At 65.2% G+C, this 12279-nt stretch carries 12 protein-coding genes; 8 read left to right on the top strand and 4 right to left on the bottom strand.

The genetic code is table 11. The features are described from left to right. Positions 1 to 175 precede the first annotated feature (175 nt). On the bottom strand, positions 176 to 799 hold the full coding sequence (locus ACFWHB_RS17625; RefSeq protein WP_395948963.1) for a helix-turn-helix transcriptional regulator: 624 nt from the start codon (positions 797 to 799) through the stop codon (positions 176 to 178). Between the two features lie 182 nt (positions 800 to 981). Between ACFWHB_RS17625 and ACFWHB_RS17620 the strand changes: the two genes are divergently transcribed. Next, the gene (locus tag ACFWHB_RS17620; RefSeq protein ID WP_111913092.1) at positions 982 to 2220 is read left to right on the top strand and encodes an MFS transporter; all 1239 of its coding nucleotides are present in this window, start codon (positions 982 to 984) and stop codon (positions 2218 to 2220) included. 167 nt (positions 2221 to 2387) lie between these two features. Next, the gene (locus tag ACFWHB_RS17615) at positions 2388 to 3209 is read left to right on the top strand and encodes a Cof-type HAD-IIB family hydrolase (RefSeq protein ID WP_395948962.1); all 822 of its coding nucleotides are present in this window, start codon (positions 2388 to 2390) and stop codon (positions 3207 to 3209) included. Positions 3210 to 3246: 37 nt separating this feature from the next. Here the strand turns inward: ACFWHB_RS17615 and ACFWHB_RS17610 are convergent, their stop codons facing one another. After that, entirely contained in the window at positions 3247 to 3810 is a 564-nt protein-coding gene (locus tag ACFWHB_RS17610) for a DUF2799 domain-containing protein (RefSeq protein ID WP_106884903.1), read from the bottom strand. 198 nt (positions 3811 to 4008) lie between these two features. On the opposite strand from ACFWHB_RS17610, the gene ACFWHB_RS17605 reads away from it, so the two are divergent. The 3 genes from ACFWHB_RS17605 (at position 4009) to ACFWHB_RS17595 (ending at position 8108) form a co-directional block, all read left to right on the top strand. Continuing rightward, positions 4009 to 4848, top strand: coding sequence for an isopenicillin N synthase family dioxygenase (locus ACFWHB_RS17605; protein ID WP_234569206.1), 840 nt, complete (start codon positions 4009 to 4011; stop codon positions 4846 to 4848). Positions 4849 to 5060: 212 nt separating this feature from the next. Continuing rightward, positions 5061 to 6374 carry a sodium-dependent transporter gene (locus ACFWHB_RS17600; RefSeq protein ID WP_395948961.1) on the top strand — a complete coding sequence of 438 codons (1314 nt, stop codon included), beginning with the start codon at positions 5061 to 5063 and terminating at the stop codon, positions 6372 to 6374. A 420-nt stretch (positions 6375 to 6794) separates the two neighbouring features. Next, positions 6795 to 8108 carry a sodium-dependent transporter gene (locus tag ACFWHB_RS17595; RefSeq protein WP_395948960.1) on the top strand — a complete coding sequence of 438 codons (1314 nt, stop codon included), beginning with the start codon at positions 6795 to 6797 and terminating at the stop codon, positions 8106 to 8108. Positions 8109 to 8206: 98 nt separating this feature from the next. Here ACFWHB_RS17595 and ACFWHB_RS17590 read toward each other — a convergent pair whose 3' ends face one another. Then, positions 8207 to 8671 carry a hypothetical protein gene (locus ACFWHB_RS17590; RefSeq protein WP_395948959.1) on the bottom strand — a complete coding sequence of 155 codons (465 nt, stop codon included), beginning with the start codon at positions 8669 to 8671 and terminating at the stop codon, positions 8207 to 8209. A gap of 29 nt (positions 8672 to 8700) precedes the next feature. Next, complete coding sequence (locus ACFWHB_RS17585) at positions 8701 to 10074, bottom strand: aminotransferase-like domain-containing protein (RefSeq protein ID WP_163149186.1); 1374 nt, start codon at positions 10072 to 10074, stop codon at positions 8701 to 8703. Positions 10075 to 10190: 116 nt separating this feature from the next. Between ACFWHB_RS17585 and ACFWHB_RS17580 the strand changes: the two genes are divergently transcribed. The 3 genes from ACFWHB_RS17580 to ACFWHB_RS17570 all read left to right on the top strand — a co-directional run bounded on the left by ACFWHB_RS17580 (position 10191) and on the right by ACFWHB_RS17570 (position 12260). Then, positions 10191 to 10787, top strand: a complete 597-nt coding sequence (locus ACFWHB_RS17580) for a LysE family translocator (protein ID WP_163149185.1) — start codon at positions 10191 to 10193, stop codon at positions 10785 to 10787. Between the two features lie 102 nt (positions 10788 to 10889). Further along, the gene (locus ACFWHB_RS17575; RefSeq protein WP_139743762.1) at positions 10890 to 11480 is read left to right on the top strand and encodes a LysE family translocator; all 591 of its coding nucleotides are present in this window, start codon (positions 10890 to 10892) and stop codon (positions 11478 to 11480) included. 87 nt (positions 11481 to 11567) lie between these two features. Then, positions 11568 to 12260: an aspartate/glutamate racemase family protein gene (locus tag ACFWHB_RS17570; protein WP_163149184.1), complete on the top strand. Its 693-nt coding sequence runs from the start codon at positions 11568 to 11570 to the stop codon at positions 12258 to 12260. Positions 12261 to 12279: the final 19 nt, after the last annotated feature.

The raw sequence follows: 12279 nt of genomic DNA, 5'->3' as shown, positions 1-12279 counted from the left end.
GGCAAGACAGATGCCCAACCAGGCCTCTGTGGTGAAGGACCTTACCAGGTCAACAACCCCATCAGCCGTCCGACCTTATCGGGAAACGACGGGCTGGAACGAGAGCATCCCCTCCCCGAAGGCAACAAAGCAGGCATCCCGGCGCCTGCTTTGTTGTTTTTGCGCTCCGGCATCCTCAGGCCTGCGGCGGCCGGATGCGATAGAGGCAGCGCCTGTCCCCGTCCAGCAGGTATTGCTCCCGCTCCACCCCGGCCGGTGCCAGCAACTGGCGAAACAGCGCCAGCTCGCTGCGGCAAAAGCCCCGGCAGGCCCGCGCCGCGGCGCAGATGGGGCAGTGACTCTCCCACCATAACCAGCTGCCATCCTCCTCCTGGCTCATGTCCGCCATATAGCCCTCCCGGCTGCGCAGCTCCTTGAGCGCGGCCAGCCGATCCGCCAGCGCCGGCTGGGTCAGTCTGGCCTGATAACGGCTCAGCATCTGTTGCTCCCGCCGCGCGATCAGTTGATCCAGGCCGCTCTCGCCAAACAGCTGCTGCACGTCGTCGATAAGCTGCAGGGTCAGCTCGCTGTGAGTGTCGGGGAAGCGCTGCCAGGCCTGATCTGTCAGGTGCCAGAGCCGTATCGGGCGACCTCGGCCCCGCGCCTCGTCGCTAAAGCCCACCCAGCCGTCTGCCTCCAGCGCCGTCAGATGCTGGCGGGCGCCCATGGAGGTCATCTGCAACTGCTCCCCCAGCGCGGCGGCACTCTGAGGGCCGTGAGTCTTCAGCAGGTAGAGGATCTTGTCGGTGCTGGCATTCATGGGGTGGCTCCGGTTGTCGGCTCGGGTTCTCGACAGGCGTTCGCTTCGGGAAAGCCAGGGTGACACTGGCGTTGATAGGGTCATTATGGGCAGCGGTCTCATTTAAATCAATAATTCACTTTACTTAATACCGTTCCTTTCGCAGTATAAATAAACAAATAACTTTATTTAATGAGGCGGAGATGGAAGGGATCAAGGGACAGGCGACCCTCTGGGTATTGGTGATGACGGTGACCCTGGCGGTGGCGGGCTTCAGTCTGCCCTCGCCGGTGCTGGCGCCGCTGATGCTGGATCCGGCCCAGGGCATGCTGACGCCACAAGCGTCTGACTGGAGTCGCAAGCTGTGGCTCGGGGTCATCATGGGGCTCTATCCGCTGTTTCAACTGCTGGGGGCCCCCTGGCTGGGCAAGCTGTCGGATCGTCATGGTCGCAAGCCGGTGCTGACCCTCTGCCTGGTCGGGGTGCTGGCGGGTTATGTGCTGATGGCCCTGGGGATCGCCTGGCGCTCCCTGCCGCTCTTGCTGCTGAGCCGGGTGGTGGAGGGCTTCTTCAACGGCGACATCGCCATAGTGCAGGCGATGGCGGCGGACATGAGCACCACCAGGACCAAGGCGCGCAACTTCGCCCGCATCAACATCGGCATGAACCTGGGCTGGGTGCTGGGCCCCATGATAGGGGGCTATGCCGCCGTGGTGTCCGGGGATTACAGCCTGGCGGCCTGGCTGGCGGTGGCCATGACGGTGGGCAACCTGCTGCTGGTGCTCTGGCTGCTGCCCAACCGGCCGCCGGTGCCGGCCGAGCAAGAGCTGGCCTCCCTCTCGACCCGCCAACTGCTGCTGCAACCTCGCCTGCTGCCCTACTTTGTGCTGACCCTCCTCAGCTACGGGGCCGTGCAGCTCTACTTCACCTACTTCAACGTCTGGTTGGTGGAGCGGCTGGCCTGGGATCCGGTGCAGCTGGCGCAGGCCGCCGTGCTGGTGAGCGTGCCCATGATGCTGGGTTCCTGGCTGGGGGAGCAGCTTGCCCGCCACTGGCGCGGCAGCTCCCTTGGCATAGTCGGGCATCTGGTGATGGCGGCGGGCATGCTGATGTTCATTCTGCCGACCCAGTGGTGGGGGCTGGCGCTCACCTTCATCCCGGCCGGCATCGGCATGAGCCTGGGGGAGCTCGCCACCTCGGTGGCCATCTCCAACCGCAGCCATGCCCAGCAACAGGGGCAGGCGATGGGGATCTACCGCGGCCTGGCGGTGGGCAGCGAGATCCTGGCGGTGGTGCTGGGCAGCCTGGCGCTGCTGGCGGGCACCGAGTGGCCCTTCTATCTGGCGGCGCTTTGCGGCGTGATCTGCGCCCTCGGTTTCTACGGGTTGCGCAGACGGGCGGACAGACGAAGTGCTGTGGCCGCCTGCGCCGAGCCGGGCTGAGGCGGCTGGATCACAGATCGGCGCCGGGGTGGCAGGCGGGGCTTGCATCCCGGCGCCGAGTTTGGGACGGTATGGCTCTTTGTCCCCTTTTTACCCCGTCGCCCGGCGAACCTGGCCAGCACAGGCCTTCATCATGCGCCCCGCGATGCACAGTCTTTGGAGGTGATATGAGTCATTATCAAGCCATTGCGCTCGACATGGACGGAACCCTGCTGACCCGGGATCACAAGATCTCGTCCGCGACCCGGGCCGCCCTGGCCCAGGCCCGTGCCCACGGCATCAAGGTGCTGCTGGTGACGGGCCGCCACTTCATGACGGCCCGTCCCTTCCATCACGAGCTGGCCCTCGACACCCCCCTCATCTGCAGCAACGGCGCCTACCTCTATGATCCGGCGCAAGGCAGGATCCTGGCCGGGGATCCCCTGGCGGTGGCGCCGCTCACCGCCCTGCTGGCCGAGGTGCAGGCGCAGCAGATGGGCGCCCTGTTCCACCTGGACGGGGGCATAGGCTATCTCGGCTGCGAGGAGCATGTGGGCCGGATGCGGCGCTGGTCGGCGAACCAGCCGGATCACCTCAAGGTCTCCCTGCTGCCCGCCGAGGATATCGACGGCTGGCTGCAAAAGCCCATCTGGAAGCTGGAGCTGTTCAATCAGGATCCTGGCCTGCTGCACCGCTTCGTGGGGGAGGTGGTGCAGAAACTGCCCTTCACCCAGGACTGGGCGGCGCCCTATGCGGTGGAGTTGGTGCAGCCCGGGTGCAGCAAGGGCAACCGGCTGGCCCAGTGGGCGGCGAGGGAGGGGATAGCGATGGAGAAAGTGGTGGCCTTTGGGGACAACAACAACGACATCAGCATGTTCGAGCAGGTGGGGCTGGCGGTGGCCATGGGCAATGCGGCGCCCCAGATCCAGGCCCATGCGGACAGGGTCACCGCCGATCACAACGAAGACGGCATAGCGCTGGCGCTGCAGCGCTGGGTCCTGCCCTCCTGAGGGGCAACAGAAAGGGGCCAGTGCGGCCCCTTGTTTGTCAGCTCCCGAAGGAGAACTGGATCACCCGATCCGGGAAGCGGATCCGGTTGTAGTCACGGCGCACCCCCTCGTAGTGGCGAATGGCGCGCTCGCGCTGGGCCCGGTAGTAGTCCCGCTGTTTGCTGTCGCTCTCGCCCCGGATCTGCTGATCCAGCTGATAGATGGTCCGCTCGGTGCGCTCCAGCTCCTGTTGCAGCTCGCCGAGGCGCTGCTCCAGCAGGAACTCCTTGCGGCCGCGCTCGAACTGGGTGAGGAAGCTGGTGTCGTTGGGGCAGACCCCCAGGTATTCGTTCCCCTCCCGCCCCTTGCTGTAGGCGAGCTCGGGGATGCAATAGAGCTCGAGCCCCTTGGCGTAGCCGCGCTGCCACTCGTCTTCATCCACCCTGAGGCCGTACTCCCCGCAGGTCTGCTTGTAGTCACGGGTGGCCGTCCGGGTCTTGCCCTGCTCCCCGTCCTGATAACCCTGGTTGTACCAGCTCATGGCGCGGCACTCCTCCTCCGACAGGGAACTGCACCCGGCGAGCAGCAGGGGGAGGGTCAACAGCAGGATCTTGGGGGACATGAAGGGGCTCCGACAGCAAGGATGGTGGGGCATTCTAGAAGAGGAAGCCCGCCCGGGACAAGCACCGGGCGAGGGCGCCGTATCATGATGTTTTTATCACTATTTTCAAGCCGTTGTGAACGGGCTTCCGGCGACCTTTTCTTGCCGGGGGAGGCAGGGTAAACTGCGCCTACTTTTAACTGGCACGTAACAAAAACAATGAAAGTCCTGACCGTCGATTATCGCTCCCCCGACGCGGCCGAGCGCTTCACCGAATCCCTGCGCACCACCGGCTTCGGGGTGCTGACCCACCACCCCATCCCGAAGGAGCTGGTGCAGTCCATCTATGACAACTGGTATCGCTTCTTCATGAGCGAGCAGAAGCAGGATTTCCTGTTCAACCGCGAGACCCAGGACGGCTATTTCCCGCCCTCGGTGTCCGAGGTGGCCAAGGGCAACACCCAGAAGGACATCAAGGAGTACTTCCACCTCTACCCCTGGGGCCAGATGCCGGAAGAGCTGAGGGCGCAGGCGATGGAGTACTACCGCCTCGCCAACGATCTCGCCGCCGAGCTGCTCTCCTGGGTGGAGCAATACACCCCGGCGGACATCGCCGCCCGCTACAGCTGCCCGCTCTCCTCCATGATCGAAGAGAGCCAGAAGACCCTGCTGCGGGTGCTGCACTATCCGCCCTTCGACGGCACCGAAGCGCCGGGGGCCATCCGCGCCGCGGCCCATGAAGACATCAACCTGCTGACCATTTTGCCCGCCGCGAGCGAGCCGGGCCTGCAGGTGAAGGGCTCTGACGGGGAGTGGATGGACGTGCCCTGCGACTTTGGCACCCTCATCATCAACATAGGTGACATGCTGCAGGAGGCCTCCCATGGCTATTACCCCTCCACCACCCACCGCGTCATCAACCCGACCGGCGGCAGCGTCAGCAAGTCCCGCATCTCCTTGCCGCTGTTCCTGCACCCACGCCCGGACGTGGTGCTCTCCGAGCGTCACACAGCCCACAGCTACCTGATGGAGCGGCTGCGGGAACTGGGGGTCATCTAGTCCCAAAACGCACACTCATGACAGCAAGAACCGGAGCAAAAACGCTCCGGTTTTTATTTTGTGGCACGATTGGTTGGTTATCCGAATTTTATTGGCAACTTATGCCAATAAGGCAGTTTTAAGACGGATATTCGCCGAGTGATTGCGCGCCCCCGGGCGTACTCTGAGCGCCATTCCGGGCCCCGCTGGCGGGCCCCTCGATTGGAGTTCCCATGAAGCAGTCCCAATGGTCATCCCGGCTCGGTTATATCCTGGCCGCCGCAGGTTCGGCGGTCGGTCTCGGCGCCATCTGGAAGTTCCCCTATGTGACTGCCGCCAACGGTGGCGGCGCCTTTTTGCTGGTGTTCCTGCTGTTCAGCTTCACCCTGGGGGTGGCGGTGCTGATGGGGGAGACTCTGCTCGGCAGCCTGACCCGGCGCGGGGTGGTGGGGGCCTTCGATGAGTTGATGGGCAAGCGCTGGCGCTGGGTCGGCGCCATGGGGCTCTTGTGCAGCCTGCTCATCTTCAGCTTCTACAGCGTGGTGGGGGGCTGGACCCTGGGCTACACCGGCATGGCGCTGGCGGGTAGCCTGCAACAGGGGGATGGCGCTGCACTGACCGCCCGCTTCAACGACTATGTGGGGGATCCGCTCTGGCCCGTGCTGACCCACCTGCTGTTTGCCGCCCTCACCTGGTGGTTCGTGCAGGGCGGGGTGCAGAAGGGGGTGGAGCGCACCCTGCGCTGGATGATGCCGGCACTCTTCATCATGATCTTGCTGCTGGTGGCCTTCGGTCTCACCCTGCCCAATGCCATGGCCGGGGTACGCCACTTCCTGATGCCGGACTTCAGCAAGCTCGGCATGTCAGGTGTGCTGGACGCCATGGGGCTGGCCTTCTTCTCCCTCTCCATCGGGCTTGGCATCCACACCACCTATGGCGCCTACCTGCCCTCCAGCGAAGGGGTGGGCCGCTCCAGTCTCTGGGTGGTGCTGCTGGCGAGCCTGATCGCCGTGCTGGCGGGCTTGATGATCTTCCCCGTGCTGGCGGCGACCGGCATAGATCCCGCCTCAGGCCCCGGCCTCACCTTCATGACAATGCCGGCGGTGTTCCAGCAACTGCCCTTCGGCCAGGGGCTGGCGGTGGTCTTCTTCGCCCTGCTGGTGGTGGCGGCGCTCTCGTCTTCCATCTCCCTGCTGGAGCACCTGCAGTGCTTCGTCTGCGAGAGCCTGGGCTGGTCGCGCCGTGCTGCCTGCAGCCTGATCACAGCCCTGGTGATGGCGGGGGGCATCCCGGTCAGCCTGTCGTTCGGCCCCTGGGCGCAGGTGACCCTGTTTGGCAAGAACATCTTCGAACTGCTGGACTTCATTACTTCCAACCTGATGATGCCCCTGTTCGGGCTGGCGCTCACCCTGCTGCTGGGCTGGCAGCTGGGCCTGCGGGCCTTGCCCCAGGGGCTGGCACCGCACTGGCGCGCCCTGCTGATGGGCTGCTGGCGCTGGCTGGCGCCCCTGCTCATAGGTGGCATCCTGGTGCGAGGTCTGCTGTAACCCTTGCCGCGCGGGCGGGCCTCGGGCCCGCCCGTTACCTGGGTACACAGGGTATCCTCGCCGGCAGCATTGACTGCCTCGAAAAATCCATGAAATAGAGGTTTATCGAAACTTTGATTCACCACTTGGCATATAGGTTGGTAAATATTCTGTATTGCGGGCAAAAATGGACTATTGGCTGTCAACTTCTCTTGCCGTGGTTTAGGCTGTGGCTCCTTTTTTGCGTCCAGGTTACCCATAGCATGTCACCCCTCATCGCCCGGTTCGGCCGATTTTTCCGCTCGCAAGAGAGGTGACCCTGCACGCGCACTCAGTCTGAATGTTCATTGCAAAGGTCGCCCCCGGGCGGCCTTTTTGTTGCGACCCAGGTTGCACTTACCCATGGAGTATCGATTCGATGTTGTCTTCCCCGGAGGTTGTATGAGCCAGGTTCAGTGGTCTTCCCGTCTCGGTCATGTGCTGGCGGCGGCCGGCACGGCCATCGGCCTCGGCGCCATCTGGAAGTTTCCCTATGTGACCGCCACCAATGGCGGCGGCGCCTTCCTGCTGGTGTTCCTGCTGTTCAGCTTCACCCTGGGGGTGGCTGTGCTGGTGGGGGAGACCCTGCTCGGCAGCCGCAGCCAGCGCGGGGTGCTCGGCGCCTTCCACAAGCTGGTGGGGCCGAACTGGCGCTGGATGGGCTACATGGGGATCCTCTGCGGCTTCTTCATCTACAGCTTCTACAGCGTGGTGGGGGGCTGGACCGTGGGCTATGCGGCGCTGGCGGTGATGGGCAAGCTCAACCTCGGCGAGGGTTCGGCGCTGACCGCCCTGTTCAACGGCTATGTCAGCCATCCCTGGTGGCCTGTGCTGACCCATCTGGTGTTCGCCGGGCTGACCTGGTGGTTCGTGCAGGGGGGCATCCAGAAGGGGGTGGAGCGGGCGCTGCGCTGGATGATGCCGGCCCTCTTCGTCATGATGCTGCTGCTGGTGGGGGTGGGTCTCTCCATGCCGGGGGCCATGGCCGGGGTGCGTCAGCTGCTGCTGCCTGACTTCTCCATGCTGACCGGCCAGAGCGTGCTGGATGCCCTGGGGCTGGCCTTCTTCTCCCTCTCCATCGGTCTGGGGGTACACACCACCTACGGCGCCTACCTGCCCAATAGCGAGGGTGTGCTGCGCTCCGGCGTCTGGGTAGTGACCCTGGCGAGCCTCATCTCTGTGCTGGCGGGGCTGATGATCTTCCCGGCGCTGGCGTCCACCGGCATAGACCCCACTGCCGGGCCAGGGCTCACCTTCATGACAATGCCCGCCGTGTTCAGCCACCTGCCGTTCGGTCAGGGGCTGGGGGTGGTCTTCTTCCTGCTGCTGCTGGTGGCGGCGCTCTCCTCCTCCATCTCCATGCTGGAGCACCTGGTGCGCTTCACCTGCGAGGAGTGGGGCTGGTCGCGCCGTGGCGCCTGCCGGGTGCTGACCCTGCTGATCATGGCCTCCGGCATTCCGGTCAGCCTGTCGTTCGGTCCCTGGGCCGACTACACCCTGTTTGGCAAGACCCTCTTCGACTTGCTGGACTACCTCACCTCCAACCTGATGATGCCGCTGTTCGGTCTGGTGCTGACACTGCTGCTGGGCTGGCGACTGGGGGAGAGCATACTGCCCGAGGGGCTCTCCCCGGCCCTGCGTCTGTGCCTGCTCTGGTGCTGGCGACTGGTGGCGCCGCTCTTGATCGCCGGTATCCTGGTGCGGGGTCTGATCTGATCCCGCTGCCATGCCGGATGCCTGCGTCGAGCGGATCGAGTCGTAGATGAACACAGGGGTTGGCCACAGGCCAACCCCTGATCACATCTGGGGCGGGATCACTGCAGGCCGGGCCCTTTGGCGGAGAAGGGGCAGTCGCGCTGCTGGATCAGCAGATCTCCGGCCCCCGTTTCTCCCTGCCAGGCGAGCTCGAGCTGGCCGAGGCGACCGAGGTGGCGCAGCTCGAACTCGTAGCGCAGGCAGGGGTTGTCCGTGGGCAGCCGGGTCATTGTGGTTGGCAGGCGGTAGTCGTAGCGCAGCAGGGGGCCGTCCTGCAGCTGGCTCTGGACGGGCACCAGGCCCTCAGCCGTGGGGGAGGGGGCGCTCAGGTAGCGGCGCAGGGCCAGGGGGGCGTCTATGGCCTTCTGGTAGTGGAGCCCGTTCATGGCGGCCAGCTCCTCCTCCAGCCGTTGCAACTCCCCTTCCAGGCCACTCAGGGCCTGGCCCAGCTGCTGATGTGCGGGGGAGGCGCAGCCTCCCAGCAACAGGGTGATGAGCAGCAGGGCGGGGCGGACGGGCAGCATGGTCACTCCTTCGGGGTCAGGGCCACTGACTATAGCAGGGGATTGGTGGGCGGCGCCGCGCGCAGCAGCCCTGCGAGGCGCTCCAGCCCCTCGGCGACCCGGGCGTCGGTGGCGGGCTGGCTCAGGCTCAGGCGCACCCCTTGCGGGGCGGCAAACTGGCCGGCGGCAAAGTGTTCTCCGCTCGCGACCCCGACGTCAAGGGCGTTGGCCGCCTCGGCGAACTCCTGACTGCGCCAGGGCTCGGGCAGCGGCAGCCAGGCGTGCATGGAGCCCGGCTGCCAGCGAGCCCCCGGCAGCAGGTGGCGCAGCAGCTCTCCCCGACGCGCCAGGACCCGTCTCTGCTGCTCGATGAGCGGCATGATCTGGTGCTGGCTCACCAGCTTGCAGGCCAGCTCGATGAGCAGGGGGCTCACCATCCAGCTCGACAGCCGCATCGCCTGGGCGAAGCCGTTGCGAAGGGCGGGGGGAGCCAGCACGAAGCCGACCCGCAGGCCGCCGCAGGCGATCTTGGCCAGGCTGCCGAGGTAGATGACCCGCTCCGGCGCCAGATTGACCAGGGGCGGGAGCGAGACCTCGGGCAGCAGGCCGTTGACGTCATCCTCGACGATCAGCAGATCATGGCGGCGGGCGATGGCGACTATCTCCTCTCGCCGCGCCAGGCTCATGGTGGCCGTGGTGGGGTTCTGCAGGGTGGGGGTCAGGTAGAGCAGCTTGGCCCGCCGCTGGCGACAGGCGGCTTCCAGGGCGGCGGGGATCAGCCCCTCCTCGTCCATCGCCAGCCCCATCACCTGATTCTTCAGCTGGCGCGCATTGCCCAGCATGCCGGGGTAGCTGAGCCCCTCACAGAAGATAGTCTCCCCCACGCAGCCGGTGGCCAGCAGGGCCAGCATGATGCCGTGCTGGGCACCATGGCTGAACAGCAACCTCTCCTCGCTCCCCCGGATGCCCTGCTCGGCGAGCCAGTCGACGAACAGCTGGCGCTGCGGGGCACGCCCGGCCTCCTTGTCATAACCGAGCAGGCCGTTGAGATCCCCGTCCGCCAGCTCGGTCAGCATGGGCCTGATGATGGCGGCCCTGTCCAGCTGCACCGGCAGGTTCTGCCACAGCTCGATGCGCTGATTGTCCTCGTTGCGGATCACCCATTCGTTGGCGGGATCCGCCGCGGCCCTGACCCAGGTGCCATGACCCACCCTGGCCGCCAGCAGACCCCGCCGCTCGGCTTCGGTGTAGGCGCGGGTGATGGTGCCCACAGTCACTCCCAGCCGGTCCGCCAGCGCCCTGTGGGTGGGCAGCCGGGTCTGGGGAGGCAGGGCGCCATCGGCAATGGCCTGCTCTATGGCCTTGACCAGTTTCAGGTAGAGGGGGCCCTCGAAGGGGGTGAGGTCGGGTGTCCAGATTGTCATGGTGACAATAAATCCATTGATCCAATATTGTCCCCAATATAGCGTGATATTCAGCCTGTTAACAACCCGATAGCTCACATTGTACCGATACAATGTGGCAAGAAAGGAGTCACCCCATGACCATTGAATGGTATGCCACCCTGTTTGGCTTCGCCCTGCTCACCTGCGGCACCCCGGGGCCCAACAATCTGATGTTGACGGCATCCGGTGCCAACTTCGGGGTGCGCCGCACCCTGCCGCACCTGATAGGTGTGGTGGTGGGTCAGCCGGTGCTGCAACTGGTGCTGGCGCTCGGTTTCTATCCGCTGTTCGAGCGCTGGCCCCTGCTCAAGCTGAGCCTGCAGGTGCTGGGCAGTCTTTATCTGCTGTGGCTGGCCTGGCGCATCGCCGTGGCCGGTGCCCCCGGCGATCCGGCGAGGCGCGCCCGCCCGCTGACCCTGCTGGAAGGCCTGGGCTTTCAGTTCCTCAACCCCAAGGCCTGGATGATGGGGATCTCCGCCATCAGTCTGTTCAGCCTGCCGGGGAGCGACTACTGGGCGAGTATGTGGGGCATCATGTCCGTCTTCCCCATGGCGGGGCTGCCGGTCTGCTTCGCCTGGGTGCTGTTCGGTCATCAGCTCAGCCGTTGGATCAACTCGGACAAAGGCTGGCGTCGTCTCAATGGCAGCCTGGGGGCGCTCACCGCCCTGTGCGTGGTGATGCTCTGGTATTAATGACCGCCTGATTATTCATGCAAAGAAAATGCATTGCTGACCTTGTCGTCAGGGCAGAGGCTCTGCATATTAGGAGGCTTGCCGTATCTGAATGAGGTTGAGATGGATCTGAACTGGTTGTTTCCCCTGGCGGGCTTTGCCCTGATCACCTGTGGCACCCCTGGCCCCAACAACATGCTGCTCACCAGCGCCGGGGCCGCCCAGGGATTTCGCCGCTCCATCCCCCTGCTGGTGGGTGTGGTAGGGGGCATCAACCTGATGATCCTGGCCACGGCCCTGGGGCTGGGGGTGGTGTTCGAGAAGGTGCCGCTGCTGCACGACGGCCTCAAGCTGGTGGGCTCGGCCTACCTGCTCTGGCTGGCCTGGAAGGTGGCCACCGCCAGCGGCCCGGCGGATGGCAGTCGGCCGCTCATCCCGGCCCATCAGGGGGCCATGTTGCAGTTGCTCAACCCCAAGGCCTGGATGATGGCGCTCTCCGCCATCAGCGGCTTCACCCTGGCGGGGGAGGCTTACTGGCCATCCGCCGGCTGGGTGCTCGGTATATTCTTCGTGACCGGCCTCTATACCGGGGCCTTCTGGGTGCTGTTTGGTGCCCAGGTGCGCCGCCTTATCCGCACCGCCAGAGGCTGGCGTCGTTTTAACCTCGGCATGGGGATCGCCACGGCGGCCTGCGTGCTGATGATCTGGATTTAGGCCCTGAAAGCAATCTGTTTTATTGCTGGCCCTTCGGGGCCTTTTTTGTCTGTGGGTGGCCGTCACCCGATGTGAAAAGGAGCGGTTATGAAATGTATCGGTCTGCTGGGTGGCATGAGCTGGGAGTCCAGCGTCAGCTACTACCAGGCGATCAACCGGGGCGTGCGGACGCGGCTCGGCGGCCTGCATTCGGCGCGGGTGTTGCTCAATAGCGTCGATTTTGCCGAGATAGAGCGGCTGCAACATGCCGGTGACTGGCCCGCCACCGCCCGTCTGCTGGCGGCCGAGGCCCGCGCACTCCAGGCCGGTGGCGCCGATTTCCTGATGATAGGCACCAACACCATGCACAAGGTGGCCCCCGAGATCGCCGCCGCCATCGAGATCCCGCTACTGCATATCGCCGACGCCACCGCCCGCCGTCTGCAGGCCGACGGGGTGACCCGGGTGGGCTTGCTCGGTACCCGCTTCACCATGGAGCAGGATTTCTACAAGGGGCGGCTGCAAGAGCTGTTCGGGCTGGAGGTGCTGGTGCCCGGCGACGCTGCGCGGGAGCGGGTACACAGCATCATCTATGACGAGCTCTGCCTCGGCGACATTCGCGAGTCGTCCCGGGCCGAATACCTGGCCATCATCGCCGACCTGGCACGGGCCGGGGCTCAGGCCGTGATCCTCGGCTGCACCGAGATCGCCCTGCTGGTGGGGGAGTGCCAGGCCGCAGTGCCGCTCTATGACACCACCGCCATTCACGCCGACGCCGCCGTGGCGTGGGCGCTGGAGTAGGGCAGAGAGACAGCATCCT

The organism is Aeromonas mytilicola subsp. aquatica (assembly GCF_044336385.1).
GTDB classification, from domain to species: Bacteria; Pseudomonadota; Gammaproteobacteria; order Enterobacterales; family Aeromonadaceae; genus Aeromonas; species Aeromonas rivipollensis.
The sequence above is the reverse complement of the archived record's forward strand: the minus strand, read 5'-3'. Positions and strand labels throughout refer to the sequence as shown.

Bases quoted from the DNA above. Each gene is read 5' to 3' on its own strand.
- ACFWHB_RS17625 (WP_395948963.1), bottom strand. From the start codon at position 799: ATGAATGCCAGCACCGACAAGATCCTCTACCTGCTGAAGACTCACGGC.
- ACFWHB_RS17620 (WP_111913092.1), top strand. From the start codon at position 982: ATGGAAGGGATCAAGGGACAGGCGACCCTCTGGGTATTGGTGATGACG.
- ACFWHB_RS17615 (WP_395948962.1), top strand. From the start codon at position 2,388: ATGAGTCATTATCAAGCCATTGCGCTCGACATGGACGGAACCCTGCTG.
- ACFWHB_RS17610 (WP_106884903.1), bottom strand. From the start codon at position 3,810: ATGTCCCCCAAGATCCTGCTGTTGACCCTCCCCCTGCTGCTCGCCGGG.
- ACFWHB_RS17605 (WP_234569206.1), top strand. From the start codon at position 4,009: ATGAAAGTCCTGACCGTCGATTATCGCTCCCCCGACGCGGCCGAGCGC.
- ACFWHB_RS17600 (WP_395948961.1), top strand. From the start codon at position 5,061: ATGAAGCAGTCCCAATGGTCATCCCGGCTCGGTTATATCCTGGCCGCC.
- ACFWHB_RS17595 (WP_395948960.1), top strand. From the start codon at position 6,795: ATGAGCCAGGTTCAGTGGTCTTCCCGTCTCGGTCATGTGCTGGCGGCG.
- ACFWHB_RS17590 (WP_395948959.1), bottom strand. From the start codon at position 8,671: ATGCTGCCCGTCCGCCCCGCCCTGCTGCTCATCACCCTGTTGCTGGGA.
- ACFWHB_RS17585 (WP_163149186.1), bottom strand. From the start codon at position 10,074: ATGACAATCTGGACACCCGACCTCACCCCCTTCGAGGGCCCCCTCTAC.
- ACFWHB_RS17580 (WP_163149185.1), top strand. From the start codon at position 10,191: ATGACCATTGAATGGTATGCCACCCTGTTTGGCTTCGCCCTGCTCACC.
- ACFWHB_RS17575 (WP_139743762.1), top strand. From the start codon at position 10,890: ATGGATCTGAACTGGTTGTTTCCCCTGGCGGGCTTTGCCCTGATCACC.
- ACFWHB_RS17570 (WP_163149184.1), top strand. From the start codon at position 11,568: ATGAAATGTATCGGTCTGCTGGGTGGCATGAGCTGGGAGTCCAGCGTC.